The sequence below is a fragment of the Janthinobacterium goodfellowi genome (assembly GCF_051380695.1).
In the GTDB taxonomy this organism is placed as follows: domain Bacteria; phylum Pseudomonadota; class Gammaproteobacteria; order Burkholderiales; family Burkholderiaceae_D; genus Janthinobacterium.
The window spans coordinates 141,702-167,185 of sequence record NZ_JBNYXN010000006.1 but is presented as its reverse complement, the minus strand read 5'-3'; the positions used below and the strand labels follow the sequence as shown (position 1 = coordinate 167,185).

The window sequence follows — 25,484 nt, the reverse complement described above, 5'->3', positions numbered from 1 at the left end:
AGATGGAAGCTCATTCCGGCGCCCGGATGTGCTCGACCAGCCCTCTGCTGCGCCGTCCCGGCGCCGGCGTCAGCCAGCTGACCAGGATGGCGGCGGCCAGGCCGGCCGGCACGCCGAAGATGCCGGCGGAGATGGGCGCGATATGAAACCATTGACCGCTGGCATTACCGCCCAGCATGGTGCTCGTGTGCAGCATGTAATACAGGCACACGCCAAAGCCCGTCAGCATGCCGGCCAGCGCGCCCTGGTAGTTGGCGCGTTGCCAGAAGACGCCGAGCACCAGCGGCGGAAACAGGGTCGAGGCGGCTAGGGAGAAGGCCACGCCCACCAGCGACAAAATGTCCGCCGGCTTTTGCGAAGCGGCATAGGCGGCGATGAAGGCCACGGCCAGCAGCAGCAGTTTGGAAATCGTCACGCGCTTTTGCGTCGAGGCGCTGGGATCGACCACCTTGTAATAGATGTCGTGCGACAGGGCGTTGGAGATGGCCAGCAGCAAGCCGTCGGCCGTCGACAGGGCGGCAGCCAGGCCGCCGGCCGCCACCAGGCCGGAAATCACATAGGGCAGGCCGGCGATCTCGGGCGTGGCCAGCACCAGCACGTCGGCGTCGATGGAAATTTCCGCCAGTTGCACGATGCCGTCGCGGTTGACGTCGACGATGCTGATCAGGGGACTGAGCTTGTCCACATTGGCCCAGTACGACACCCAGGTGGGCAGGTTCGCGTATTGCGTGCCCACCAGCGCCGAGTAGATATCGTACTTGACCAGCACGGCCAGCGCGGGAATCGTGAGATAGATCAACAGGATGAAGAACAGCGTCCAGAACACGGAGACGCGCGTTTCGTGCACGGAGGGCGTGGTGTACGATCGCATGAGGATGTGGGGCAGGGCGGCCGTGCCCAGCATCATGCAAAACACGAGGGCCAGGAAATTGTTGCGTTTGATGTCGGACTGCTCGCGGTCGGCGGCGGGAAACGGCTGCGCGTGCGGAATGATCGGTTCGGCGCGTTTCCGGTTTTGCGCCTGCATCGCCTGCCACAGCACGCGTGCCTCGTCGGGGCTTTTGGGATAGGCGATCAGGGTGCGCTCCGCGTTGCGGATATCGAACAGCGAGGTATTGCGCTGGCGCAAACTATCGAGCTGGCGCTGGGCCGTCAGGCGGCCTTGCTCCCAGGAACCGGGCAAGCCGTCGATGCGCGCCTGGTAGCTTTGCGCGCGCTGGCGGAAGATGGCGCGCACCTCGTTTTCTTTCGGGTCCGTTTCCAGCACGTGTTCGCGCGCGCTCAGTTGCGGCAATACCTTGCCGTAGGCGATCTGCGGCACGGGATTGTCCGCATGCTTGACCGACAGCCATATGGCGGGAATCAGAAAGGCGACGAGGATGATGATGTACTGCGCCACCTGCGTCCAGGTGATGGCGCGCATGCCGCCCAGAAAGGAACAGACGAGGATGCTGGCCAGGCCCAGGAAGATGCCGACGGAAAAATCCACGCCCGTGAAGCGCGAGGCGATCAGGCCGACGGCGTAGATCTGCGCCACGACATAGGTGAACGACACGATGATGGTGGCGGCCACGGCCACCACGCGCACGCTGGCGCCCCGTTTGTCGGTGCCGCTGCCGTAGCGTGCTGCGAGGAAATCGGGAATCGTGTACTGGCTGAACTTGCGCAGGTAGGGGGCGATCAATAGCGCCACCAGGCAATAGCCGCCCGTCCAGCCCATGATGAAGGCCAGGCCGTCGAAGCCGTTCAGGTACAGGCCGCCCGCCAGGCTGATGAAGCTGGCGGCCGAAATCCAGTCGGCGGCCGTGGCCATGCCGTTGAACATGGCCGGCACCCGGCGTCCCGCCACATAGTATTCGGTGACGTTCGAGGTGCGGCTGATGACGCCGATGGTGGCGTACAGCGTGATGGTGACGAGCATGAACAGGTAGCCGATCCACGCGCGCGGCATGCCTTCCTGTTCCAGCACAGACAGGGCCAGCAGGAAGGCGGCGAAACCGGCGGTAAACAGCAGGTAGTAGCGGCACAGGCGCGCAAAGAAGCTGCGCTGGCCGCTCATGCTTGCTCCTCGGCATGAAAAGCCCGGTCGAGGCGCCGCATGCGCCAGGCATAGAAGGCGATGATGGCCAGGTACACGAGCGAGGCGCCCTGGGCCGCCATGTAGAAGGGCAGGGGCCAGCCGAACAGGTTCAGGTGCAACAGCTCGCGCGCATAGAACACGGTCAGGAAGCCCGTCAGCAGCCAGACCAGCAGCAGGATGGCCGTCAGGCGCCGCGTCTTGCGCCAGTGCACATCGCGGCGCGCCTGCAGCTCGGGGCCGGGCGTGCGCGCCGGCTGCGGCGGCGTTGCGGAAAGGCTGGGTTTATCCATACGTGATGTCATCCTCTTCTGGCGCTTCCGGCAACAGCAGGGCGATGCTCAGGCGCAGCAGGGTGCCTGGCAACTTCGGCGACGTGGCGCGCGGATTGTTAAAAATATCGACTTCGGCGCCGTGCTGCTGCGCAATCTCGCGCACGATGGCCAGGCCCAGGCCGCTACCGTCGACATTGCTGCCAAGAATGCGGTAAAAGCGTTCGAATACGTGGGCCCGTTCGGCCGGCGCAATGCCGGGGCCCGTATCTTCCACTTCCAGGATGGCCAGTTCCAGGGTGCTGCGCACGCGCACCGTGACGCTGCCGCCAGCTGGCGTGTAGCGCAGGGCATTGTCGATCAGATTGCTCAGCAGCTCGCGCAGCATCATGGCATTGCCGGAAATCATGATCGAATACGCGGGCTGTTCGAAGCCCAGGTCGATATGCTGGGCAAACGAGGCTTGCACCCAGTCCTGCACCACGCCGCGCGCCAGTTCGCTCAGTTCGATCGGCTCGAATGCCGTGCCCGCCTGCGGCTGGTTTTCCGCGCGCGCCAGGGCCAGCAGTTGGTTGACCAGGCGCGTGGCCGCTTCCGAACTTTTCGCCAGCTGCAGCAGCGAGCGGTGGATCTCGTCGTGGTCGGTCTGGCGCAGGGCCAGCTCCGATTGCATGCGCATGCCGGCCAGCGGCGTCTTCATCTGGTGCGCCGCATCGGCGATGAAGCGTTTCTGCATGTCGATCGACAGGGACAGGCGCGCCAGCATCTCGTTGAGCGAACCGACCAGCGGCGTGATTTCCTCGGGCACCTGGCCCGATTCGATGGGAGAGAGGTCGTCGGGCGGCCGGGCGCGTATGCGCTCCTGCAATTGCGCCAGCGGCGACAGGCCGCGCGCCAGGGCAAACCAGACCAGGGCCAGGATCACGGGCAGGATGATGAACTGCGGCAAAATCACGCCCTTGATGATTTCATTGGCCAGCTGGGCGCGCTTTTCCAGGGTTTCCGCCACTTGCACCAGCGCGCGGTTCGGCTCATCGTCGTTGCCGGCAGGAATATCGAGATAGCTGAACGCCACGCGCACGGGCGTGCCGTGGATGGTGTCGTTGCGAAACAGCACCATGCCGCTGCGGTATTTGTCGGGGTCTTGCGGCGGCGGCAAGTCGCGGTCGCCGTCGAGGTATTCGCCGCGCGGACCCACCACCAGGTAATACAGGGTGTCGATATCGTCGCCGCGCAGGAAGTCGCGGCCGCTGCTGTTCTTTTCCGGCGCGCGGCGAAGCAGCGCGCCATCGGCCTGCTTGACCTGTTGCGTCAGCACTGTCACGCTGTCTTCCAGCGCATGGTCGAACGGCTGATTGGCAATGCCTTTGGCCACCAGATAGGTGATGGCGATGCTCATCGGCCACAGCAGCAGCAGGGGCGCCAGCATCCAGTCGAGGATTTCGCCGAACAGCGAATGCTCGATGGTGTCATCCTGCTCCGTGGTGGGCGGCTCGAACCAGTCGTCGTCGTCCGGCTCGTCCGCAGGCGCCTCGCGCGCCTTCACTTGCTGGCGGGACCGTTGGCAGGAGCGGCGGCCTCGCCCGCTTCGGCTTGCAGGCGCGCCGCTTCCGAATATTTCTCCAGGCAATAGCCGAGGCCGCGCACGGTGGCGATGCGCACGCCGCCCACCTCGATCTTCTTGCGCAGGCGGTGTACATACACTTCGATGGCGTTGTTCGATACTTCCTCGCCCCATTCGCACAGGTGGTCGACCAGCTGCTCTTTCGAGACGAGGCGGCCGGTGCGGCCCAGCAGGATTTCCAGCAAGCCCAGTTCGCGCGCGGACAGGTCGAGCATCTGGTCGTTGATGTAGGCGCTGCGTCCCACCTGATCGTAGCTGAGGGGGCCGTGCTTGATGATGGTGGCGCCGCCGCCAGCGCCGCGGCGCGTCAGGGCGCGCACTCTTGCCTCCAGTTCCGACAAGGCGAACGGCTTGGCCATATAATCGTCGGCACCGAGGTCGAGGCCATTCACGCGTTGTTCGATGGAATCGGCGGCCGTCAGGATCAGCACGGGCAGCAGCGAGGCGCGTGCGCGCAGGCGGCGCAGCACTTCCAGGCCGGACATCTTCGGCAGGCCCAGGTCGAGGATCAGCAGGTCGAATTCCTGGGTGGACAGGGCCGTATCGGCTTCCTGCCCGGTCTTGACGTAGTCGATCGCATAACCGGACTGGCGCAGCGAGCGGGTCAGGCCATCGGCCAGCACGCTGTCATCTTCGGCAAGTAAAATACGCATGGTGAGGCTTCCTATGCTTGCAGCGGTAGAAGCTTGTATTGTGTTTCATTTTCCGCAAGGTGGCGAGTTTTTGTGAAAAACCAGGCTTGTATTGATCTGTTTCAAAACAAATCCACGTTCCGCTTGCATTGATCACTGTTTTTTTATACAGTACTGTCTGTGTAAAGAATTTAACCCACTGGCGCTATCGCAGGCTGCACGGTTCACGTAGATGCGTCACCTGAATCCGCACCTGTAGAACGGCTGAAAGAACATATGGACGATAAAAAAGCTGTAGTACCCGCATCGGAAAAAGCCAAGGCGCTCGCCGCCGCACTGGCGCAGATCGAGAAGCAGTTTGGCAAAGGTTCGGTCATGCGCATGGATGCCAGCGCACCGATCGAAGAAGTGCAAGTCGTGTCGACCGGTTCGCTCGGCCTCGATATCGCGCTGGGCGTGGGCGGCTTGCCGCGCGGCCGCGTGGTGGAAATCTACGGTCCGGAATCGTCGGGTAAAACCACGCTGACCCTGCAAACCATCGCCGAAATGCAAAAACTGGGCGGCACCTGCGCCTTTATCGATGCCGAGCACGCGCTGGACGTCGGTTACGCGCAAAAGCTGGGCGTGAACCTGCATGAATTGCTGATCTCGCAACCGGACACGGGCGAGCAGGCGCTGGAAATCTGCGACGCCCTCGTGCGTTCGGGCAGCGTCGACCTCGTCGTCATCGACTCCGTGGCGGCACTGACGCCACGCGCCGAGATCGAAGGCGACATGGGCGATTCCCTGCCAGGTTTGCAAGCGCGTCTGATGTCGCAAGCGCTGCGCAAGCTGACCGGCTCCATCAACCGCACGAATACCCTGGTCATCTTCATCAACCAGATCCGCATGAAGATCGGCGTGATGTTCGGCAGCCCTGAAACGACCACGGGCGGCAATGCGCTGAAATTCTACGCCTCGGTGCGCCTGGATATCCGCCGCACCGGCTCGATCAAGTCCGGCGATGAAGTGATCGGCAACGAAACCAAGGTCAAGGTCGTCAAGAACAAGATCGCGCCGCCGTTCAAGGAAGCGCACTTCGACATCCTGTACGGCGCCGGCACCTCGCGCGAAGGCGAAATCCTGGACCTGGGTTCGGATGCCAAGATCGTGGAAAAATCCGGTTCGTGGTACAGCTACAACGGCGAACGCATCGGCCAGGGCAAGGACAACGCCCGCGCCTTCCTGCAAGAGCGTCCGGCGCTGGCCCGCGAAATCGAAAACAAGGTCCGCGCTTCGCTGGGCGTGCGTGAACTGCCGCCGCTGGCCGCTGAAAAGCCGGAAAAAGCGGATAAGGCCGCCGACAAGGCTGCCAAGGCTGCGGAAGCCAAGGCAGAGTAGGTCGGATTAGCGCGGCAAAGCCGCGCGTAATCCGACAACACCACAGACGTCAACAATGTTGTCGGATTACGGCCCAAGGGGCTTAATCCGACCTACGCATGGCTTGCTGCAAGGTGTGACCATGATCGCCGTCCCGCGCTGTTGCGCCGGGCGGCGATTGTGTTTGGGTGATGTGATCGTGGAATGAAAGACAAGGTGGGTGTATGGCCGCAGTACAACTAAGCCTGAAGGGCAGGGCGCTACGCTTTTTGTCGATGCGCGAACACAGCCGCATGGAATTGCGGCGCAAGCTGCAGCGCCATGCGCAGGAGGGCGACGACGTGGAAGCCTTGCTCGACAGCCTGGAGCAGGCCAACTGGCTGTCGCAGGAGCGCTTTTCCGAGTCGCTGATCCACCGCCGCTCGGCCCGCTTCGGCAACAGCCGCATCATGGCGGAGCTGCAAAGCCATGGCATAGGCGGCGAAGCGCTGCAGGAACTCAAGGCGGGCCTGGCCGAAGGGGAAGTGGCGCGCGCCTGCGAAGTGTGGCGCCGCAAATTCGGGCAAGTGGCGCAGGATGCGGAGCAGCGCAACAAGCAGATGCGTTTTTTGATGCAGCGCGGCTTTTCCCAGCGCGCCGTGCAGGCGGCCTTGAAGGGGCTAGAGCCGGAAGACGACTAGGCGCGCGCCGCTGGCCGTCCCGCTGTGTTCCTTCTGCAACAGTTCGTGACTGCACCATGCCTTGCCTGCCAGGCAGCCTTGCTACAGATCATTGTTTTACTGGTAAGTTCATTTTCCTCGCCGCCAGCCTGTCGATCGGATGGCATATTGTTGCGCTGCGTGGGGCCGGGCCAGCCCATGCCGCCGTCGGCCGGGCCGGCGCGGCCATTTCAGGGATGCCACGGCGCTCATCGGCCATATCTATCATCACCATTCGTGATAATAGCGTCAATTTCCATGTGAATTCTTTATGCTTTGAAATATTTTTATCAAAGCAATGAAAAATTATGTTGCGGCGCAACCGGCGCCTACTGTGCTACACTTTTAGGGTTTTTGCGGCGCCGCAGGTGCGGTTGCTGTTCGTAGAAGCTGCGAACAGAGTGCTTTAGGCACATGGCTGCTTACTAAATTATGGCCGCGCAAGCGGCATCGGTCTTATGCCCCTGTCAACTCCCGTATCCCGGCGCGCCCTACGGCACTCCCGCGTTATCGACGTCCAAGCGTATATGCGCGACGACGGCCTGTGGGATATTGACGCCCATATCACCGATATCAAAAGCTATGACGCGACCCTGGCCTCCGGCCCCCGTCCCGCCGGCGTCCCTCTGCATGACCTCCATTTACGCATTACCGTCGATCGCGAACTGAACATTGTCGAGGCCGAAGCTGCCTCCGATGCCGTGCCCTATCCCGGTTTTTGCGATACCATCGGCCCCGCTTACAGGGCGCTGATCGGTTTGAACTTATTGAAGAATTTCCGCCGCGACTTGAAACAGCGCCTGGCGGGAATCGCTGGCTGTACCCATTTGACCGAACTGGCGCAAGTCTTGCCGACTGCGACGGTTCAGGCATTTGCCGGCGATGTCTGGTCGACCCGTGACGGTGCGAATGCTGACGTGTCGCATGAAAAGCCGTTTCAACTCGACAAATGCCACGCCCTGCGCACCGATGGCGGGGCGGTTGCACAGTATTACCCGCGCTGGGTAGCCAAAGCGTGACCCCGGCGCTCTGTTTTTCCTGTTTTTTTTGCACCACTAACCGTATTTTTACAAATCAGTATCAGAAGGGAAGCCAGCATGAAAATCCATGAGTATCAAGCCAAAGAAATCCTCCGGCAGCACGGAGTGACGGTACCACGCGGTATTCCGTGCATGTCCGTCGAAGAAGCCGTCAAGGCTGCGGAAACCCTGGGCGGCCCGGTGTGGGTTGTCAAGGCGCAGATCCACGCAGGTGGCCGCGGCAAGGGCGGCGGCGTGAAAGTGGCCAAATCGATGGAACAGGTCAAGGAATACGCTGACCAGATCATGGGCATGCAGCTGATCACGCACCAGACCAGCGCCGAAGGCCAGAAAGTCAACCGCCTGCTGGTGGAAGAAGGCGCCGACATCAAGCAAGAACTGTACGTTTCGCTGGTCACCGACCGCGTTACCCAGAAAATCGTCCTGATGGCATCGTCCGAAGGCGGCATGGACATCGAAGAAGTGGCCGAGAGCCACCCTGAGAAGATCCACCACGTGACCATCGATCCGGGCGTAGGCCTGACCGATGCCCAGGCAGACGACATCGCCGCCAAAATCGGCGTGCCTGCCGGTTCCATCGCCGACGCGCGCGCCAACCTGCAAGGCCTGTACAAAGCCTACTGGGAAACCGACTGCTCGCTGGCCGAGATCAACCCGCTGATCGTCACCGGCAGCGGCAAAGTCATCGCCCTGGACGCCAAGTTCAACTTTGACCCGAACGCCCTGTTCCGTCATCCGGAAATCGTCGCCCTGCGCGACCTGGACGAAGAAGATCCAGCGGAAATCGAAGCGTCGAAATTCGACCTGGCCTACATCTCGCTCGACGGCAACATCGGTTGCCTGGTGAACGGCGCCGGCCTGGCCATGGCCACCATGGACACGATTAAACTGTTCGGCGGCGAGCCAGCCAACTTCCTGGACGTCGGCGGCGGCGCCACGGCAGAAAAAGTGACCGAAGCGTTCAAGATCATGCTGAAAAACCCAGGCCTGAAAGCCATCCTGGTGAACATTTTCGGCGGCATCATGCGTTGCGACGTGATCGCTGAAGGCGTGATCGCCGCAGTGAAAGCCGTCTCGCTGAACGTACCGCTGGTCGTGCGCATGAAGGGCACCAACGAAGACCTGGGCAAAAAGATGCTGGCCGATTCCGGTCTGCCTATCATCGCAGCCGACACCATGGAAGATGCAGCCAAGAGCGTCGTTGCCGCTGCTGCCGGTCAAGCTTAATTAAGGAATCAACATGTCCATTCTGATCAATAAAGATACCAAAGTCGTTACCCAAGGGATTACCGGCAAGACCGGCCAGTTCCACACCCGCGGTTGCCGCGACTACGCGAACGGCAAAGCTGCCTTCGTGGCAGGCGTGAACCCGAAGAAAGCCGGCGAAGATTTCGAAGGCATTCCTATTTTCGCTAACGTTACCGAAGCGAAAAAAGAAACCGGCGCCAACGTTTCCGTGATCTACGTGCCGCCAGCAGGCGCCGCAGCGGCGATCTGGGAAGCTGTCGAAGCTGAAATGGATCTGGCCATTTGCATCACCGAAGGCATTCCTGTCCGTGACATGATGGCCCTGAAAGACCGCATGGCTAAAGCCAACAGCAAAACCTTGCTGCTGGGCCCTAACTGCCCAGGCTTGATCACGCCAGACGAAATCAAGATCGGCATCATGCCAGGTCACATCCACAAGAAGGGCCGTATCGGCGTCGTTTCGCGTTCGGGCACCCTGACGTATGAAGCAGTGGGTCAATTGACCGCACTGGGCCTGGGCCAATCGTCGGCAGTCGGCATCGGCGGCGACCCGATCAACGGTCTGAAGCACATCGACATCATGAAGATGTTCAATGACGATCCAGATACCGACGCGGTCATCATGATCGGCGAAATCGGCGGTCCGGACGAAGCCAACGCGGCTTATTGGATCAAAGACAACATGAAAAAACCGGTCGTCGGCTTCATCGCTGGCGTAACCGCTCCTCCAGGCAAGCGCATGGGCCACGCCGGCGCGCTGATCTCGGGCGGTGCCGATACGGCACAAGCCAAGCTGGAAATCATGGAAGCTTGCGGCATCACCGTCACCAAAAACCCGTCGGAAATGGCGCGTCTGCTGAAAGCCATGCTGTAATTCCAGCCCGGTCACCGCAGTACAAAAAAGGAGCTTCGGCTCCTTTTTTTGTGTCCGCACGACACGGCGATTTCCGGCCTGGGCCGACGGTGCCGGTCCGAAGCTGCCAAAAAGTGTCGCTTTTCTTTCCATGTGTGCCGCCGCTGCCCGGGCGCGCCGCTGGCATGGCGCTTGCACCGTGCAGGGCGTGACCAACTGCACCCCGGGAGGATGCGATGCGCGCGCAGAGCGGATTTACCCTGATAGAACTGATGATCGTGGTGGCCATCGCCGGCATCCTGGCGGCCGTGGCCATTCCCCAGTACGGCGACTATGCGATGCGGGCCAAGGTCAGCAATGTGCTGGCCGCGGCGGCGCCGCTGAAGACGGCCGTGGCCCTGTGCGTGCAGGAAAATGGGGGCGAGGCGGCCGCCTGCAGCACGCCCACCCCGGCCGTGCCCAGCTCCATTCCCGTCTTCAGTGCCACGCGCGAAGTGGCGAGCGCCACAGTGGACAAGGGCAATATCGTACTGACCCTCGCTGCCGACCTGGGCACGGGGATCGGTGGACAAAGCGTGACGATGACCATGAAGCCGGGTACCAGCAGCCTGAGCTGGTTCAACAGCACCACCGTGACGAATCCGGCGGCAAAGGAAGCGATTACCAAAAACAATATTCCCGAGGTGGTGGCGACGCAGTGAGCGGCGCCTGCCGCGCCTGTGTCAGACGATTTTTTGCCGGTCCGCGATCAGCGCTTCATAGGTAAGATTTTGCAGCAGCGTGTAGTGGGTCGGTTCCAGGTCGATGAATTGCACGCCGTATGTATAGATTTCGGCGACATCGGCGGCGTGACCATTCGAGGGCTTGCCCACGCTGACGTTCTGGATGCGGGCGCGCGTGTTGACGCGCATCTGATGCTTGTTCGGCTGCACCAGCAAGGTAAAGCTGAGCGCCACGCCTTCGTCATCGGGCGTGAGCATGCTGGGTGCCTCGATCAGTGCTCCCGAGACGCTGAGGTTGACGATGAACACGGGCACGGCCGCCACGTCGCGGTAGCTCAGCTGCGCGGGAATGTCCACTTTCACGCGCATGGCCGTGCGCAGGCTGGTGCCCTGGATGGTGTCGGGAAAGCTCAGGTGCACGTAATTGAGCGGGCGGCCAAAGATGCGCAGCACGCTGCAGGCAAACGAACAGACGGTGACGCCGGAAAACACGCGGATGGTCAGCTTGTCGCCTTCGTTGAGCACGATGGAGGCGCCGTTCTCCATGGGAATCTTGACGATCAGGTACTCGTCTTTCACATAGCCGATCACGGTCGAGAAATGCTGAATGGGTTTGATGGTGCGGTGCGTGATGAACTGGATGCGTCCCCCCACCTGCAGATTCATGGCTTCGAATTCGAAGTCCTGGAGCTTGCTTTCGGCGGCGGGCTTGTTGCTAGTCATGCGATGCTCATGTGAATATGGTCGACTCGCAGTATGCATGATTTCTTGATGAAAAAGCATGTAGATCAATGAAATTGATATTGCTATCAAAGAATACCGTGCGTGACGGTCCGTGACATAAGATTTACAATTGCGTCAATATTGACGAATATAAATCTTATGTCGCGCAGCTACTTCTGGACCATGTTGTGCCTGATCCTGCATCAGATCGACGCCGCCTACTGGAAAGAATGGGAGATGTTTCATGTGCCGGGCGGCGTGCAGGGTTTTCTCGTGTTTAACCTGGCGGCGATTGCCGTGGTGCTGGCCGGTTACCGGCACGTGCTGCTCGGCACCGAGCGGGCGCCGTTTTACGCGGGCGTATGCGCCGCGCTCGGCGTGGGCACTTGCCTGATCCATGCCGGCTTTGCGCTGGCGGGGCAGGAGCAGTTCCACTTGCCCCTGTCGATCGCCATCATCGTGCTGTGCCTGGCCAGTGCCCTCTGGCTGCTGTGCGACGTGCGCCGCATCCGGGGCCGGCTGGCGCGCCAGGCCGCATAGTTACACTTCCGCGTGCCAGTCGCCCGACTTGCCGCCATGCTTTTCCAGCACGCGCACGTTGGTCATGACCATGCCCCGGTCGACGGCCTTGCACATGTCGTAGATCGTCAATAAGCCGATCTGCACGGACGTGAGCGCTTCCATTTCCACGCCCGTCTTGCCCGTCGTGTCGACCTGGGCGCGGCAATGCACGCTGTTGGCCGCTTCATCCACGTCGAAGTCGACCGTGACGCGCGTGAGGGCCAGCGGGTGGCACAGGGGAATCAGGTCGCTGGTGCGCTTGGCGCCCATGATGGCGGCGATGCGGGCGATGCCCAGCACGTCGCCCTTTTTTGCGTTGCCGGAAATGATCAGGGCCAGGGTGGCGGGCTGCATGCGGATGGTGCCGGCGGCCACGGCGCTGCGGCGCGTGTCTTCCTTGCTGCCCACGTCGACCATATGGGCTTGGCCCGTGGCGTCGAAATGGGTCAGTTCCCCGGCGGGGGCTTGCTTGTCTGCTGTTGTCATGGCGTCAAAATAGGTGAGGAACGGGGACGCGGCAGGCCGAATCACGACGCCATGCCACTGGCATGGCGCGTGGGAATGGGCGCCGCTAACAAGGTATGATAGCACCCGTGAATTCAAAAACTCCCCTTCCGATCGTCCCTGAGAACGCCGGCACGGCATGGCTGCGCGGCTCTTTGCGCACATTCATGCTGGCGGCATTGTGGCTGGCGGCGCCGTTTGCGCTGGCGCAAACCTATACGTCCGCGCCAGCGGCGCCGGCCGCCGGCGCGGCGGCCAAGCCTGCCAGCGGCTGGACGCCGCTGGCCGTGCCGCCGGCGCCGAACCTGCCGAACCTGGGCGATACCTCGCGCGAAGACCTGTCCCCGGCCATGGAGCGCAAGATCGGCGAGGAAATCATGCGCGGCATCCGCGGCGACCGCGACTATCTCGACGACGCGCCCTTGCTCGAATACCTGAATACCTTCGGCAACGCCCTCGTGGCGGCGCGCCCCAGCGTGCGCGGCGAAACGAATTACGACTATTTCTTCTTTGCCGTGCGCGATCCCCAATTGAACGCGTTTGCCTTGCCGGGCGGCTTCATCGGCGTGCACTCGGCCCTGGTGCTGGCGGCGCAAACGGAGGCGGAACTGGCTTCCGTGCTGTCGCACGAGATCGGCCACGTGGCGCAGCGCCATATCGCGCGCATGCTGGGCCAGCAGCGCCAGGATGCCCTGATGCCGCTGGCGGCCATGCTGCTGGCGGCGCTCGCTTCGCGCGCAGGCGGCGACGTGGCCATGGGCGTGTTTGCCGCCGGCCAGGGCCTGGCCATCCAGCGCCAGCTCAATTTCGGCCGCGATGCCGAACGCGAGGCGGACCGCATCGGTTTCCAGATCATGGGCGAAGCCGGTTTCGACACCACCGGCATGGTGGCCTTCTTCGGCCGCATGCAGGCGGCCAGCCGCTCGTACAGCGACCTGATGCCCGCCTATCTGCAGACCCACCCGCTGACGACGGAACGCATCGCCGACATCCAGGCGCGCATCCGCGAGCAGCCGTACAAGCAGCGTGCGGACAGCCTGAGTTTTCACCTGGCCCGGGCGCGCGCCCGCGTGCTGCAGGATGAAAGCGTGCAAGGCCTGCTGAATGCCCAGGCCGTCTTCAAGACGCAACTGGAGCAGCAAAGCCGCTTCCAGGTGACGGCCGCCCATTACGGCTTGTCCTTTGTCGCCGTCAAGCAGGGCAAGCCGGCGGAGGCGCAAAAGGAACTCGATGCGGCCAATGCGGCCCTGCACCAGCCGGCCGGACCGAATGTGTTCACCTCGGGTGGCACCCAGGCGCCCAACTCGCTGCTGGCGGCGATGGGGCTGGAAGTGCTGTTGATGCCGGCGCAAAAGAAGGAAGTGGCGCAGCAGGCTTTGAAGGCGGCGGACTCTGCGCGCCAGCAGTTTCCCCTGTCGCGCGGCATTGCTCACCAGTATGCGGAAGCGCTGATGGCTGCCGGCAAGCTGGAGCAGGCCACCGTGTACCTGCGCGAACAGGTGCAGCTCTACAAGGAAGAGCCGGAACTGTACGATTTACTGGCGAAAGCCTATGCGGATCAGGGCAAGAGGACCTTGCAGCACATGGCGCTGGCCGAATCCTACGTGCTGCAGGGCGCCACCATGGCCGCGCTGGACCAGCTGACGATCGCCCGCAAATCGACGGACGCGACCTTTTATGACCAGGCCGTGATCGATGCGCGCGAGCGCGAATTGCAGGAAAAGCGCCGCGAGCAGATCAAGGAGCAGAAGGGATAAGCCTTATTCGGCTTGCGGCGCGCGCTGGAAGCCAAAGGTTGTCGGTACGGCATCGTAGCGCAGCGGCTGCACGGCGATCTCCTTGCCGTCATGCAGTAGGGTCAGCTTGCCCCGGCGCTCTTCCAGCCACGCCAGCAAGGCCTCGTCGCTGGCCAGCTGGCCATCGAGGCGCAGCGCGGGCAGCACCTGCGCCATGTCGCGGTCATCGACCTGCGCCACGCTGTCGCCCTGGCGCAGGATCAGCGCGCCGTTGTCGCACAGCCAGGCGGCATCGATGGCTGCCAGCGGCGCGCCTGTCTGCACGGCAAAACCGTGCCGCGGATCGCTGCGGGCGATGTAGGGCGTTGCTTCCAGATTTACATACACGCGCTGCGGGCCGTTCTGGAAGAACCAGCAGCCGCGTTCGTCATGGCCGTAATTGCGGTTGATAAATCCCAGCAGGGCCTCGTGGGCGATCTTGTCGCCTGGCAGTTGTCGCTGTTGCGCCTGCTGGTCGCGCATGCGCCAGTGGCCGCGCGCGTCCAGGCCCAGCCAGCCGTAGCAGTGCGGCACGTTCGGCCATTTGGCCAGGGCCTGTTTGACGAGTTCATCCATGTGGTGCGTTTTCCGTGTGCGTTTGCGAACTGCCAGCGTGACAGCTTTGCGGTGCCGATGGCGCCGTGTTGCCGCCTTCAAAAAAATGGATCAGGCGCTGCGGCAGCCAGCGTGTGCTGCCCGGCAACTTGCCTGCCGCAAAGCCGACGTGGCCGCCGTGGCGCGGATACTCGAGCGTGACTGTCGGCGCGGCGCTGTGCGGCAGGAAGCGCCCGGGCAGGAAGGGGTCGTTCTGCGCATTCAGCACCAGGGTCGGCACGGTGATGTCCTGCAAGACGTGCTTGGCGCTGGCGCGGTGCCAGTAATCGTCGGCGTCGCGGTAGCCGTGCAGGGGCGCCGTGACGACATCGTCGAAGGCGTGCAAGTCGCGCGCGGCCAGCATGGCCTCGCGCGCGAACAGGCCGGGAAACTGTTCCAGCTTGGCCAGGCATTTGGGTTTCAAGGTGTTCAGGAACATGCGCGTGTAGAGCCGGTTGGCTCCCGAAGACAAGGCCTTGCCCCCTTGCGCCAGGTCCAGCGGGGCCGACACGGCCGCGGCCGCATCGATGAAATCGGCCTGGTGCTGCGACTGGCCCAGCCAGCACAGCAGGGCGTTGCCGCCCAGCGAGACGCCGGCCGCGTAAAACTTGCCTGTCGCGCGCGGACGCAGGCGCCGCACGATCCAGTCCACTTCCTGCGCATCGCCCGAATGGTAGAAGCGGGGCGCCAGGTTCGCTTCGCCCGAGCAGCCGCGAAAATGCGGCACGGCGCCCGACCAGCCGCGCGCGGCCACCTCGGCCATCAGGGCCCGCGCGTAATGGCTGTTCGACGAGCCTTCCAGGCCGTGGAACAGCAGCACGAAGGGCTGGCCCGGCTGGCCGTCGACCAGGTCGACGTCGACGAAGTCGCCGTCGGGCGCTTGCCAGCGTTCGCGGCGGAAGGCCACGGCCGGCTTGGCGAGGCACACGGCGGGATAAATCGTCTGCGCGTGGCCGCCAGGCAGCCAGAGCGGGGCGGTGTAGGGGGCGTTGTCAATAAGCGGTAAAGACATCAGTGCAGTATCTGCGTTCCCGTGGCGTCGGCCGGCGCGCCACCGGGGGCGATGGAGGCGTGGTGCAAGACGATGCGCCAGCCGCGCGGCGTTTTCACGTACACATTCGTCGCCAGCAGATGCGCCGGACCGCCTTCATCATTGGTGACGCCTTCGATGACGGTGTGTACTGAACTCATCAGGTTGTGCGTTTCATGCAGCTGCGCGGGCACGATGTGCAGGCCGCCGCCCGCCAGGATGGTTTCCCACGAGGCGCGGATGGCGACATGGCCGATCAGGCGCGCGCCGCCCGGGTGGATGCAGACGATCTCTTCATCGTCGGCCCATAGCGCCATCAGCGCTTCGAGGTCGGCGCGATGCAAGGCATCGTAGAACGCCGCTTCGACTTCGGCGGCGCTGCCATTGAGTTCTTTCAGACGTTTCATGACGACTCCGGGCTGGTGCACATAAAAACGGCGCGCTGGAGGCGCGCCGCTGGGCAGTTTAATGATGGCCGGCGCTGGCGCCTTCCTTCAGGGTGTAGGCCGTGCCGCAGTACGGGCACTTGGCGACACCGTCCTTGTTGAATTCCAGGAACACGCGCGGATGCGACGACCACAGCGGCATGGCCGGGTTAGGGCAGTGGGCTGGCAAGTCTTTACTGTCGAGTTCGACCGCTGGCTGGGTGGTTTTTGTCATCTTGTCATGCTCCGTGAGGCTGTATGGATGGAAGTCGGCTGCTGCCAAAACCACGATTTTAACGGATTCAGGCAGACAGCAAAAATCATGGCTAAAATGGCGGCTTGATCATCTTCGGCTGCGGCGCGGGTTTTCGCGCAAATTCGGCAGCTGCAGCGCCACACTGACTGGATTTGCCTTGCCGGTATCACCGTTGCGGAGCCGACCTCCGCGCACCATTGTTGTGCAGTTACCACAGTGCGCCTGCCGGAGCGCCGCGTGAACGCCGTCCCGGTCACCAGCGACGATGCCATGCTGAAAGATGCCTGGCGCGCCGGCCTGAACCTGGGCGCGCCCACCTTGCTGGGCATCGCCGCCTGGGGCATGGTGGTGGGCGTGGCCATGGTGAAAAGCGGCCTGACCGTGGCGCAGGCGGGAGCCATGACCCTGTTTGTCTTTGCCGGCTCGGCCCAGCTCGCCTCTTTACCCCTGCTGGCCGCGCAGGCGCCCGTGTGGGTGATCTTCGCCACGGCCCTCGTCGTCAATTTGCGTTTTGTCATCTTTTCCGTGCTGCTGGCCCCGCATTTCGCCCATCTGCCGTGGCGCCAGCGCTTTGCGCTCGGCTATGTGGCCGGCGACATCACCGTGGGCCTGTTCCTGCAGCGCTACCCGCACGAAACGCCGGACCCGGCCAAGCTGCCTTTCCTGAAAGGCTTGATCTACCCCAACTGGCTGGCCTGGCAAACCGGTTCCTTCATCGGCATCGTGCTGGGCGCCATCGTGCCGGCCGAATGGGGTCTGGGTTTTGCCGGGACCCTGGCGATCCTGTGCGTGACGATACCGCTGATCCTCAGCCGCGCCGCCCTGTGCGGCGTGCTGGTGGCAGGCACGGTCGCCGTGCTGGCCTATGGCTTGCCGTATAAGCTGGGCTTGCTTGTGGCCGTCGTGGTGGGCATGGTCAGCGCCATGGCCGTGGAAGAATTGACAGAAAAGTGGACAAAACGCCATGTTTGACGGTATAGCCTGGGGCAGGAGCGACGTGTGGATCGCCATCGCCGTGCTGGTGGTGGCCACGGCCGCCACGCGCAGCACCTTCTGGCTGATCGGCCATCACATCACCATTCCGCGCCGCGTGGGCGAGATGCTGCGCTATGCGCCGGCCTGCGCGCTGGCCGCCATCATCGCGCCCGACATGCTGATGGAAGGGCAGCAAATCCACTTGGGGTTATCGAATTTGAAACTCTTGTCGGGTGTTGCCGCCACGCTCTTTTTTGTGATCCGCCGCAATATGCTGCAAACCATCGTGTTTGGCATGCTGGTTTTCACGGGCTTGCGCCTGTTGCACGTTTTTCAGTAAAGCAGGACAAATCGGCGATTTGGTCTGGTCATTGCGGTAAAATAGCGCACTTCCTTCCACTCGTCATCTGGATCGCCATGTCAGCTGTTCTCAACTTCATCCGTCTGCAAGATTTGATCGCCCAAAATGCACTGCAAGGCAAGCGCGTGTTTATCCGCGCCGACCTGAACGTCCCGCAAGATGACAGTGGCAAGATCACCGAAGATACGCGCATCCGCGCTTCGGTGCCGGCCATCCGCGCCGCCCTCGACGCTGGCGCCGCCGTCATGGTGACGTCGCACCTGGGCCGTCCGACGGAAGGCGAGTTCAAGCCGGCCGACAGCCTGGCGCCCGTGGCGGCCCGCCTGTCCGAGCTGCTGGGCCAGGAAGTTGCACTGAAACAAAACTGGGTCGATGGCGCCGGCCTGGAAAACCTGGCCGCCGGCCAGGTGGTCTTGCTGGAAAACGTGCGCGTCAACAAGGGCGAAAAGAAAAACAGCGATGAGCTGGCGCAAAAAATGGCGAAATTGTGCGATATCTACGTCAATGACGCGTTCGGCACGGCCCACCGCGCGGAAGCATCCACGCACGGCATCGCCAAGTTCGCCCCTGTCGCCTGCGCCGGCCCACTGCTGGCCGCCGAACTCGATGCACTGGGCAAAGCCTTGCACGCGCCAGCCCGTCCATTGCTGGCCATTGTTGCTGGTTCGAAAGTATCGAGCAAGCTGACCATTTTGAAAGCCCTGTCCGACAAGGTCGATAACCTGATCGTCGGCGGTGGCATCGCCAACACCTTCATGAAAGCCGTCGGCTTGAACGTCGGCAAGTCGCTGGTGGAAGCGGAACTCGTCGACGAAGCCCGTGCCATCATCGACATCATGGCCAAGCGCGGCGCGCAAGTGCCGATTCCCGTCGATGTCGTGTGCGCCAAGGAGTTTTCGCCGACAGCCGCCGCCACCGTCAAGGACGTGGCCGACGTGGCGGACGATGACATGATCCTCGATATCGGCCCGAAAACGGCCGCCCTGCTGGCGCAGCAGATCGCCGCCGCCGGCACCATCGTGTGGAACGGCCCCGTTGGCGTGTTCGAGTTCGACCAGTTCGGCAACGGCACCAAGACCCTGGCCCTGGCCATTGCCGAGTCGAAAGCATTCTCGATCGCCGGCGGTGGCGACACCCTGGCGGCGATTGCCAAATACGACATTACCGATAAAATCAGCTATATCTCGACGGGCGGCGGCGCTTTCCTGGAGTTCCTGGAAGGCAAGACTTTGCCTGCAGTGGAAATTCTCATGCAACGTGCTGGCTGATCCAGCCTGACTGTAGTGCCACCAAGCGCAGCCTGACCGCTGCGCTTTTACCTTGCCGGCTGCTGTCTCAAACCGGCCTTGCTCACCTTCGCTCGCGCACAAGGATTCCTATGCCACGTGGTACAAAAATCGTAGCAACAATCGGCCCCGCCTCCACCGACTTCGATATCCTGGTCAAAATGATACGTGCGGGCGTCGACGTGGTGCGCTTGAATTTTTCCCACGGCAAGGCGCAGGACCATATCGACCGCGCGGCGCTGGTGCGCCTGGCGGCGGCCGAATGCGGCCGCGAAGTGGCCATCATGGCCGATATGCAAGGGCCGAAGATTCGCGTCGGCAAGTTTGAAAACACCCGCATCCAGCTCGAAGCGGGCGAGCGCTTCATCCTCGACGCCAAGTGGGGAGAAAACGGCGAACTGGGCAACCAGGAACGGGTCGGCCTCGACTACAAGGCCTTGCCGCGCGACCTGCACAAGGGCGACGTGCTGCTGCTGAACGACGGCCTCATCGTGCTGATCGTCGAGCGCATCCACGGCAGTGAAATCCACACCACCGTCAAGATCGGCGGGGAGCTGTCGAACAACAAGGGCATCAACCGCCAGGGCGGCGGCCTGTCCGCGCCCGCGCTGACGGCCAAGGATATGGAAGATATCAAGACGGCCATGAGTTTCCAGGCCGATTATCTGGCTATTTCCTTCCCGAAATGCGCGACCGACATGGAAATGGCGCGCCAGCTGGCCAATATCGCCGGCGAACCGTACCACCACAAGCCGATGATGATCGCCAAGATCGAACGGGCGGAAGCCATTCCCGCGCTGCAGGAAATCCTCGACGCCTCCGACGGCATCATGGTGGCGCGCGGCGATCTGGCCGTGGAAGTCGGCAACGCGGCCGTGCCGGCCCTGCAGAAGCGCATGATCAAGATGGCGCGCGCGTCGAACAAGCTGGCGATCACGGCCACGCAGATGATGGAATCGATGATCGTCAACGCCGTGCCGACGCGCGCCGAAGTGTCCGACGTGGCCAATGCCGTGTTGGACGGCACGGATGCCGTCATGACGTCGGCCGAGACGGCCTCGGGCAAATACCCGATCGAGACGGTGGAAATGATGGCTGCCATCTGCGTCGAAGCGGAACAGTCCGAATACAACAAGCTCGATGCCGATTTCCTCAACGTCACGTTTACCCGCATCGATCAGTCGATCGCGTATGGCGCCCTGTTTACGGCCCACCATTTGCGCGTCAAAGCCATCGTGGCGCTGACGGAATCCGGTTCCACCGCCTTGTGGATGAGCCGCCACAGTATCGACACGCCGATTTACGCGCTCACGCCCAGCGTGACGACTTTGCGCAAAGCCGCGCTGTACCGCAATGTTCGGGCGTATCATCTGATGCAGAACGCCCCCAGCGCGCAAGTGCTGAAGCAGGCGGAAGAGCTGCTGGTGGCGCAGGGTATCGTCAAAAAGGGTGACATGATCGTCGTCACCTGGGGCGAGCCGATGGGCCAGGTGGGCGGTACGAATGCCTTGAAAATTGTCAAAGTAGGCGAATTCGACTAAACGTAAGAATTCAGGCGCCGGCGCGGTCATCGACCGCGAAGCGCCGCAACGGTTTCTATTGTTATCTGGAGTATTACCATGTCTCTCGTATCCATGCGTCAATTGTTGGACCATGCCGCCGAAAACGGTTATGGCATTCCTGCTTTCAACGTCAATAACCTGGAACAAGTGCAGGCCATCATGGCCGCCGCCGATGCCTTGAACTCGCCGGTGATCATGCAGGCGTCCGCTGGCGCCCGCAAGTACGCCGGTGAAGCGTTCCTGCGCCACCTGATCGACGCCGCCGTCGAAGCGTATCCGCACATTCCCGTCGTCATGCACCAGGATCACGGCCAGTCGCCGGCCGTCTGCATGGCCGCCATCCGCTCGGGTTTTACTTCCGTGATGATGGACGGTTCGCTGGAAGCGGATGGCAAGTCGGTCGCCTCCTACGAATACAACGTGGAAGTGTCGCGTGAAGTGGTGAAATTCTCGCACGCCATCGGCGTGACGGTGGAAGCGGAACTGGGCGTGCTCGGTTCGCTGGAAACCATGAAGGGCGACAAGGAAGACGGCCACGGCGCCGACGGCACCATGACGCGCGAGCAACTGCTGACGGACGTGGCGCAAGCGGCCGACTTCGTGCAGCGCACCCAGTGCGATGCCCTGGCGATCGCCATCGGCACCTCGCACGGCGCCTACAAATTCACGCGCAAGCCGACGGGCGACATCCTGGCCATCGACCGCATCAAGGAAATCCACGCACGCATCCCGAACACCCATCTGGTGATGCACGGTTCCTCGTCGGTGCCGCAGGAATTGCTGGCCATCATCCGCGAATTCGGCGGCGACATGAAGGAAACCTACGGCGTGCCAGTGGAAGAAATCCAGGAAGGCATCCGTCACGGCGTGCGCAAGATCAACATCGACACCGACATCCGCCTGGCGATGACGGCCGCGATCCGCAAATACCTGTTTGAAAACCCGTCGAAATTCGACCCGCGCGACTACCTGAAGCCAGCCCGTCTTGCTGCAGAGCAAATCGTGCGCGCCCGCATGCAGGCATTCGGCTGCGAAGGCCAGGCGTCGAAAATCAAGGCCATGCCACTGGAAAAAATGGCCGAGCGTTACAAGGCCGGCGAGCTGGCGCAAATTGTGAAGTAAAATTCTGTCTGGAACGGGCCGGAAGCAATGCTCCGTGCCCGATTTTCTCGACCGGCGGGCGCCTTCCCTGCCTGCCGGTTTCGTTTCATCCAACTATTCCCCCGCTATGAACAGCCTCTATCAGACTTCCATCCACTCCCTGCCATTGCTGGGCCACGGCAAGGTCCGCGACAATTACGCCGTTGGCGACGACAAGATCCTGATCGTCACCACGGACCGCCTGTCGGCCTTCGATGTCGTCATGAACGAGCCTATCCCCGGCAAGGGCAAGGTCCTCAACCAGATGAGCGACTTCTGGTTCGAGAAACTGGGCCATATCGTGCCGAACCACCTGACCGGCGTGGCGCCGGAATCCGTGGTGGCGCCCGAGGAAGTGGAGCAAGTCAAGGGCCGCGCCGTCGTGGCCAAGCGCTTGAAACCGATCATGGTCGAGGCAGTCGTGCGCGGCTACATCATCGGTTCGGGCTGGAAAGATTACCTGGACACGGGCAGCATCTGCGGCATCAAGCTGCCGGCCGGCCTGCAACAGGCGGAAAAGCTGCCGGAACCGATCTTCACCCCGGCGGCCAAGGCCGAGCTGGGCGAGCATGACGAAAACATCAGCTTTGCTGAAATGGAAGAGCGCATCGGCGCCGACCTGGCCGCCAAGATGCGCGACGTCGCCATTGCCCTGTACAAGACGGCCGCCGAGTACGCGGCCACGCGCGGCATCATCATCGCCGACACCAAGTTCGAATTCGGCCTCGACGACAACGGCGTCATGCATCTGATGGATGAAGTGCTGACGGCCGACTCCTCGCGTTTCTGGCCTGCCGATTCCTATCAGCCTGGCATTTCGCCGCCATCGTTCGACAAGCAATTCGTGCGCGACTACCTGGAAACACTGACCTGGGGCAAAACCGCACCGGCGCCCGCGCTGCCTGCCGACGTCATCGAAAAAACCCAGGCCAAGTATTTCGAAGCCATCGAACGCCTGACGGGCGAGAAGCTGAAGGCCTGAGATGAGTGAGCAGAATAAGCCGCTGGTCGGCGTCATCATGGGCTCGTCCTCGGACTGGGACGTGATGCAGAACGCTGTTGCAATGCTGAAACAGTTTGGCGTCCCATACGAAGCGCAAGTCATATCCGCGCACCGCATGCCCGATGAGATGTATGCGTATGCGAAAAGCGCGCGCGCGCGCGGCTTGCGCGCCATCATCGCCGGCGCCGGCGGTGCCGCCCACCTGCCTGGCATGGTGGCGGCGATGACCATCGTTCCCGTGCTGGGCGTGCCTGTGCCGTCGAAATACCTGCGCGGCGAAGATTCCATGCTGTCCATCCTGCAAATGCCCAAGGGCGTGCCCGTGGCCACCTTCGCCATCGGTGAAGCGGGCGCGGCGAATGCGGCGCTGACGGCCGTGGCGATGCTTGCCGCCAACGACGACGCCCTGGCCGACCGCCTGGAAGCCTTCCGCGTGACGCAAACGGCCGCCGCCAAGGCCATGGTCTTGCCTGAATAATGTGTTTGAAAAATAATGAATAGTAAATCGACTTCCCCATTGCTGCCCGCCGCCAACCCACCGGCGTGGCTGGGCGTGATGGGCGGCGGCCAGCTCGGCCGCATGTTTGCCCAGGCCGCCCAGAGCATGGGCTACCAGGTGGCTGTGCTGGAACCGTCCGATGCCTGCCCTGCGGGGCAGGTGGCGCAGCGCCTGGTCAATGCCGGCTACAGCGATGCGGCCGGCCTCGACGCCCTGGCCGCGCAATGCCTGGCCGTCACCACGGAATTCGAGAACGTGCCGGCCGACAGCCTGTCGCGCCTGGCCGAACGCGTGTTCGTGGCGCCCAACGCCCACGGCGTGTCGGTGGCGCAAGACCGCATCGCGGAAAAACGTTTCTTTGTCGCTTGTGCCGCGAAATCCGGCGTGCTGCCGGCGCCGCACATGGTGATTGCCACGCAGCAGGACATCGACGGCATCGCCGACGACTTGCTGCCAGGCATCTTGAAAACCGTGCGCATGGGCTATGACGGCAAGGGCCAGTTCCGCGTGCGCACGCGCGACGAGGTGCGCGCCGCCTTCGCGGAAATGGGCGAAGTAACTTGCCTGTTGGAAAAGATGCTGCCGCTGGCGTATGAAGTGTCCGTGCTGACGGCGCGCGGCGTGGACGGTGCATCGGTCGTGTATCCGATCGCCGAAAACGTGCACCGCGACGGCGTCTTGTTTACCACCACGGTGCCGGGCCCGAACGTGTCGGACGACTGCGCCGCCAGGGCGCAGCGGGCGGCGCAGGCCATGGTTGCCGAGCTCGGCTATGTCGGCGTGCTGTGCATCGAATTTTTCGTGCTGGAAGATGGCAGCCTGGTGGTCAATGAAATGGCGCCCCGTCCGCATAACAGCGGCCACTACACGATGGATGCCTGCGTCACCAGCCAGTTCGCGCAGCAGGTGCGGGCCATGGCGCGTTTGCCGCTGGGCGAGGTGCGCCAGCATTCGCCGGCCGTGATGCTCAACATCCTCGGCGATGCCTGGTTTGCCGACGGCAGCGATGTCGCCAGCGAACCAGCCTGGGACCGTATCCTGGCACTGCCGGGCGCGTGTTTGCACCTGTATGGCAAGGACGATCCGCGCCGTGGCCGCAAGATGGGTCACCTGACCCTCATCGCCGCTACTTTGCAAGAGGCGCAACAGCGCCTGCGCGACGCTTGCCTGATCCTGGGAATCGCGCCGTGAGCGTGCCCGCACACGATCTGGCGGCGGCGGCCGCCGTGCTGGAAGCGGGCGGTCTCGTCGCTTTCCCCACGGAAACGGTGTATGGCCTGGGCGCCGATGCGGAAAACCCGGCCGCCGTGGCGCGCATCTATGAAGCCAAGGGCCGTCCCTCGGACCACCCCGTGATCGTGCACGTGGCGCCCGGCGCCGACCTGGCGCACTGGTCCGATGATATTCCAGTCGAGGCGGAGCAACTGGTGGCCGCCTTCTGGCCCGGTCCGCTGACCCTGATCGTCAAGCGCGCCGCGCATATTCCCGATGCCGTTTCCGGCGGCCAGGATACGGTGGGTTTGCGCTGCCCGTCGCATCCGGTGGCTATCGAATTGCTACGCACGTTCAAGGGCGGCAACGGTGGCTTGGCGGCGCCGTCGGCAAACAAGTTCGGCAATGTCAGCCCCACCACGGCGCAGCATGTGCGCGATGAATTCGCGGCGGAACTCGGCAGCGGCTTGCTGGGCCTGGTACTCGACGGCGGGCAGAGCGACGTGGGCATCGAGTCGACCATCGTCGACCTGTCGCGCCTGGCCACGCACGGTCCCGTACTCTTGCGTCCCGGCCATATCAGCAGCGAGCAGATCGCCGCCGTCATTGGCCGCGCACCGGCTGTGGCGGACGCGGCCGCGCCACGCGCCTCGGGCACCCTGGAATCGCACTACGCGCCACATACGCCTGTTGCGATGCAGCACAGCGACGACGTGCGCGCCACCTTGAACCGCCTGCTCAACGACGGACGCCGCGTGGCCCTGATCCACTACTCGGATCTGCCGCCGGCCAGCGCCAGCGTGCGCCTGGCGGCCAGCCCGGAAAACTACGCGCATGCGCTGTATGCCTCGCTGCGCACGATGGACCAGGTCGGCGCCGAGCTGATCCTCGTCGAAGCTCCGCCCACCGGCCCCGCGTGGCTGGGCGTCAATGACCGTTTGCGGCGTGCCGCGTTCGGCTCAAGTGGTATCTTGCAGCAGTTTCTATCCGCATCATAAAAAGCCCCGCAAGGGGCTTTTTCTTGATGCAGCGCAATAGAGATGCTTGCCACGA

The 25,484-nt window shown here is 62.8% G+C and carries 28 protein-coding genes; 18 read left to right on the top strand and 10 right to left on the bottom strand.

Annotated features, from left to right (window positions below):
* Nucleotides 1–10 precede the first annotated feature (10 nt).
* The 4 genes from ACQ4WQ_RS21925 to ACQ4WQ_RS21910 are packed head-to-tail and all read right to left on the bottom strand — an operon-like array spanning nt 11 to nt 4,626.
* The gene (locus ACQ4WQ_RS21925) at nt 11–2,059 is read right to left on the bottom strand and encodes a sodium:solute symporter family protein (RefSeq protein WP_326458748.1); all 2,049 of its coding nucleotides are present in this window, start codon (nt 2,057–2,059) and stop codon (nt 11–13) included.
* Nucleotides 2,056–2,370 carry a DUF4212 domain-containing protein gene (locus tag ACQ4WQ_RS21920; RefSeq protein ID WP_326458747.1) on the bottom strand — a complete coding sequence of 105 codons (315 nt, stop codon included), beginning with the start codon at nt 2,368–2,370 and terminating at the stop codon, nt 2,056–2,058. The genes ACQ4WQ_RS21925 and ACQ4WQ_RS21920 overlap by 4 nt, the downstream gene beginning before the upstream one ends.
* Nucleotides 2,363–3,895 (bottom strand): sensor histidine kinase, encoded by a 1,533-nt coding sequence (locus ACQ4WQ_RS21915; protein WP_436499972.1) that lies wholly within the window; start codon nt 3,893–3,895, stop codon nt 2,363–2,365. Before ACQ4WQ_RS21915 ends, ACQ4WQ_RS21920 begins: the two co-directional genes overlap by 8 nt.
* Nucleotides 3,892–4,626, bottom strand: coding sequence for a response regulator (locus ACQ4WQ_RS21910; protein ID WP_436499970.1), 735 nt, complete (start codon nt 4,624–4,626; stop codon nt 3,892–3,894). Before ACQ4WQ_RS21910 ends, ACQ4WQ_RS21915 begins: the two co-directional genes overlap by 4 nt.
* Nucleotides 4,627–4,881: 255 nt before the next feature.
* Between ACQ4WQ_RS21910 and recA the strand changes: the two genes are divergently transcribed.
* The 7 genes from recA to ACQ4WQ_RS21875 all read left to right on the top strand — a co-directional run bounded on the left by recA (nt 4,882) and on the right by ACQ4WQ_RS21875 (nt 10,504).
* A complete protein-coding gene (gene recA, locus ACQ4WQ_RS21905; protein WP_076565922.1) occupies nt 4,882–5,985 on the top strand; it encodes a recombinase RecA in 1,104 nt (367 codons plus the stop codon).
* 203 nt (nt 5,986–6,188) lie between these two features.
* Nucleotides 6,189–6,644: a recombination regulator RecX gene (gene recX, locus ACQ4WQ_RS21900; protein WP_326458744.1), complete on the top strand. Its 456-nt coding sequence runs from the start codon at nt 6,189–6,191 to the stop codon at nt 6,642–6,644.
* A gap of 56 nt (nt 6,645–6,700) precedes the next feature.
* Complete coding sequence (locus ACQ4WQ_RS21895; RefSeq protein WP_436499967.1) at nt 6,701–6,964, top strand: hypothetical protein; 264 nt, start codon at nt 6,701–6,703, stop codon at nt 6,962–6,964.
* Between the two features lie 156 nt (nt 6,965–7,120).
* Nucleotides 7,121–7,681, top strand: coding sequence for a DUF2889 domain-containing protein (locus tag ACQ4WQ_RS21890; protein ID WP_436499965.1), 561 nt, complete (start codon nt 7,121–7,123; stop codon nt 7,679–7,681).
* A 78-nt stretch (nt 7,682–7,759) separates the two neighbouring features.
* Entirely contained in the window at nt 7,760–8,929 is a 1,170-nt protein-coding gene (gene sucC, locus ACQ4WQ_RS21885) for an ADP-forming succinate--CoA ligase subunit beta (protein ID WP_070220383.1), read from the top strand.
* Nucleotides 8,930–8,942: 13 nt separating this feature from the next.
* On the top strand, nt 8,943–9,824 hold the full coding sequence (sucD, locus tag ACQ4WQ_RS21880; RefSeq protein ID WP_034746085.1) for a succinate--CoA ligase subunit alpha: 882 nt from the start codon (nt 8,943–8,945) through the stop codon (nt 9,822–9,824).
* A 215-nt stretch (nt 9,825–10,039) separates the two neighbouring features.
* Entirely contained in the window at nt 10,040–10,504 is a 465-nt protein-coding gene (locus ACQ4WQ_RS21875) for a pilin (protein WP_436499963.1), read from the top strand.
* A gap of 21 nt (nt 10,505–10,525) precedes the next feature.
* Here the strand turns inward: ACQ4WQ_RS21875 and ACQ4WQ_RS21870 are convergent, their stop codons facing one another.
* Nucleotides 10,526–11,248 carry a flagellar brake protein gene (locus ACQ4WQ_RS21870; protein WP_436499961.1) on the bottom strand — a complete coding sequence of 241 codons (723 nt, stop codon included), beginning with the start codon at nt 11,246–11,248 and terminating at the stop codon, nt 10,526–10,528.
* A 159-nt stretch (nt 11,249–11,407) separates the two neighbouring features.
* On the opposite strand from ACQ4WQ_RS21870, the gene ACQ4WQ_RS21865 reads away from it, so the two are divergent.
* A complete protein-coding gene (locus ACQ4WQ_RS21865) occupies nt 11,408–11,788 on the top strand; it encodes a DUF6713 family protein (RefSeq protein WP_436499959.1) in 381 nt (126 codons plus the stop codon).
* Here ACQ4WQ_RS21865 and moaC read toward each other — a convergent pair whose 3' ends face one another.
* On the bottom strand, nt 11,789–12,295 hold the full coding sequence (gene moaC, locus ACQ4WQ_RS21860; protein ID WP_070220374.1) for a cyclic pyranopterin monophosphate synthase MoaC: 507 nt from the start codon (nt 12,293–12,295) through the stop codon (nt 11,789–11,791).
* 185 nt (nt 12,296–12,480) lie between these two features.
* On the opposite strand from moaC, the gene ACQ4WQ_RS21855 reads away from it, so the two are divergent.
* Nucleotides 12,481–14,070 carry a M48 family metallopeptidase gene (locus ACQ4WQ_RS21855; protein ID WP_436499957.1) on the top strand — a complete coding sequence of 530 codons (1,590 nt, stop codon included), beginning with the start codon at nt 12,481–12,483 and terminating at the stop codon, nt 14,068–14,070.
* 3 nt (nt 14,071–14,073) lie between these two features.
* Here the strand turns inward: ACQ4WQ_RS21855 and ACQ4WQ_RS21850 are convergent, their stop codons facing one another.
* Genes ACQ4WQ_RS21850 through ACQ4WQ_RS21835 form a run of 4 tightly spaced genes read right to left on the bottom strand, consistent with a single transcriptional unit; the run spans nt 14,074 to nt 16,372 of the window.
* Entirely contained in the window at nt 14,074–14,664 is a 591-nt protein-coding gene (locus tag ACQ4WQ_RS21850) for a DUF2946 family protein (protein WP_436499955.1), read from the bottom strand.
* Nucleotides 14,657–15,694 (bottom strand): YheT family hydrolase, encoded by a 1,038-nt coding sequence (locus ACQ4WQ_RS21845; protein ID WP_436499953.1) that lies wholly within the window; start codon nt 15,692–15,694, stop codon nt 14,657–14,659. Before ACQ4WQ_RS21845 ends, ACQ4WQ_RS21850 begins: the two co-directional genes overlap by 8 nt.
* A complete protein-coding gene (locus tag ACQ4WQ_RS21840; protein WP_326458735.1) occupies nt 15,694–16,119 on the bottom strand; it encodes a YybH family protein in 426 nt (141 codons plus the stop codon). Before ACQ4WQ_RS21840 ends, ACQ4WQ_RS21845 begins: the two co-directional genes overlap by 1 nt.
* 58 nt (nt 16,120–16,177) lie before the next feature.
* Nucleotides 16,178–16,372 carry a zinc-finger domain-containing protein gene (locus tag ACQ4WQ_RS21835; protein WP_034746106.1) on the bottom strand — a complete coding sequence of 65 codons (195 nt, stop codon included), beginning with the start codon at nt 16,370–16,372 and terminating at the stop codon, nt 16,178–16,180.
* A 291-nt stretch (nt 16,373–16,663) separates the two neighbouring features.
* Here ACQ4WQ_RS21835 and ACQ4WQ_RS21830 point away from each other — a divergent pair, with 291 nt between their 5' ends.
* The 9 genes from ACQ4WQ_RS21830 (at nt 16,664) to ACQ4WQ_RS21790 (ending at nt 25,429) form a co-directional block, all read left to right on the top strand.
* Complete coding sequence (locus tag ACQ4WQ_RS21830; RefSeq protein ID WP_436500262.1) at nt 16,664–17,365, top strand: AzlC family ABC transporter permease; 702 nt, start codon at nt 16,664–16,666, stop codon at nt 17,363–17,365.
* On the top strand, nt 17,358–17,708 hold the full coding sequence (locus tag ACQ4WQ_RS21825; RefSeq protein ID WP_436499951.1) for an AzlD domain-containing protein: 351 nt from the start codon (nt 17,358–17,360) through the stop codon (nt 17,706–17,708). The genes ACQ4WQ_RS21830 and ACQ4WQ_RS21825 overlap by 8 nt, the downstream gene beginning before the upstream one ends.
* Nucleotides 17,709–17,785: 77 nt before the next feature.
* Nucleotides 17,786–18,997 (top strand): phosphoglycerate kinase, encoded by a 1,212-nt coding sequence (locus tag ACQ4WQ_RS21820; RefSeq protein WP_326458732.1) that lies wholly within the window; start codon nt 17,786–17,788, stop codon nt 18,995–18,997.
* Between the two features lie 110 nt (nt 18,998–19,107).
* Complete coding sequence (gene pyk / locus ACQ4WQ_RS21815) at nt 19,108–20,556, top strand: pyruvate kinase (RefSeq protein WP_289946342.1); 1,449 nt, start codon at nt 19,108–19,110, stop codon at nt 20,554–20,556.
* Between the two features lie 78 nt (nt 20,557–20,634).
* Complete coding sequence (gene fba, locus ACQ4WQ_RS21810) at nt 20,635–21,699, top strand: class II fructose-bisphosphate aldolase (protein ID WP_092711814.1); 1,065 nt, start codon at nt 20,635–20,637, stop codon at nt 21,697–21,699.
* Between the two features lie 106 nt (nt 21,700–21,805).
* Nucleotides 21,806–22,699 carry a phosphoribosylaminoimidazolesuccinocarboxamide synthase gene (locus tag ACQ4WQ_RS21805; protein ID WP_436499948.1) on the top strand — a complete coding sequence of 298 codons (894 nt, stop codon included), beginning with the start codon at nt 21,806–21,808 and terminating at the stop codon, nt 22,697–22,699.
* Nucleotide 22,700: 1 nt separating this feature from the next.
* The gene (gene purE / locus ACQ4WQ_RS21800; protein WP_436499946.1) at nt 22,701–23,198 is read left to right on the top strand and encodes a 5-(carboxyamino)imidazole ribonucleotide mutase; all 498 of its coding nucleotides are present in this window, start codon (nt 22,701–22,703) and stop codon (nt 23,196–23,198) included.
* Between the two features lie 15 nt (nt 23,199–23,213).
* Nucleotides 23,214–24,410: a 5-(carboxyamino)imidazole ribonucleotide synthase gene (locus ACQ4WQ_RS21795; RefSeq protein ID WP_436499944.1), complete on the top strand. Its 1,197-nt coding sequence runs from the start codon at nt 23,214–23,216 to the stop codon at nt 24,408–24,410.
* A complete protein-coding gene (locus ACQ4WQ_RS21790; RefSeq protein ID WP_326458728.1) occupies nt 24,407–25,429 on the top strand; it encodes an L-threonylcarbamoyladenylate synthase in 1,023 nt (340 codons plus the stop codon). Before ACQ4WQ_RS21795 ends, ACQ4WQ_RS21790 begins: the two co-directional genes overlap by 4 nt.
* The last annotated feature ends 55 nt before the right edge of the window (nt 25,430–25,484 follow it).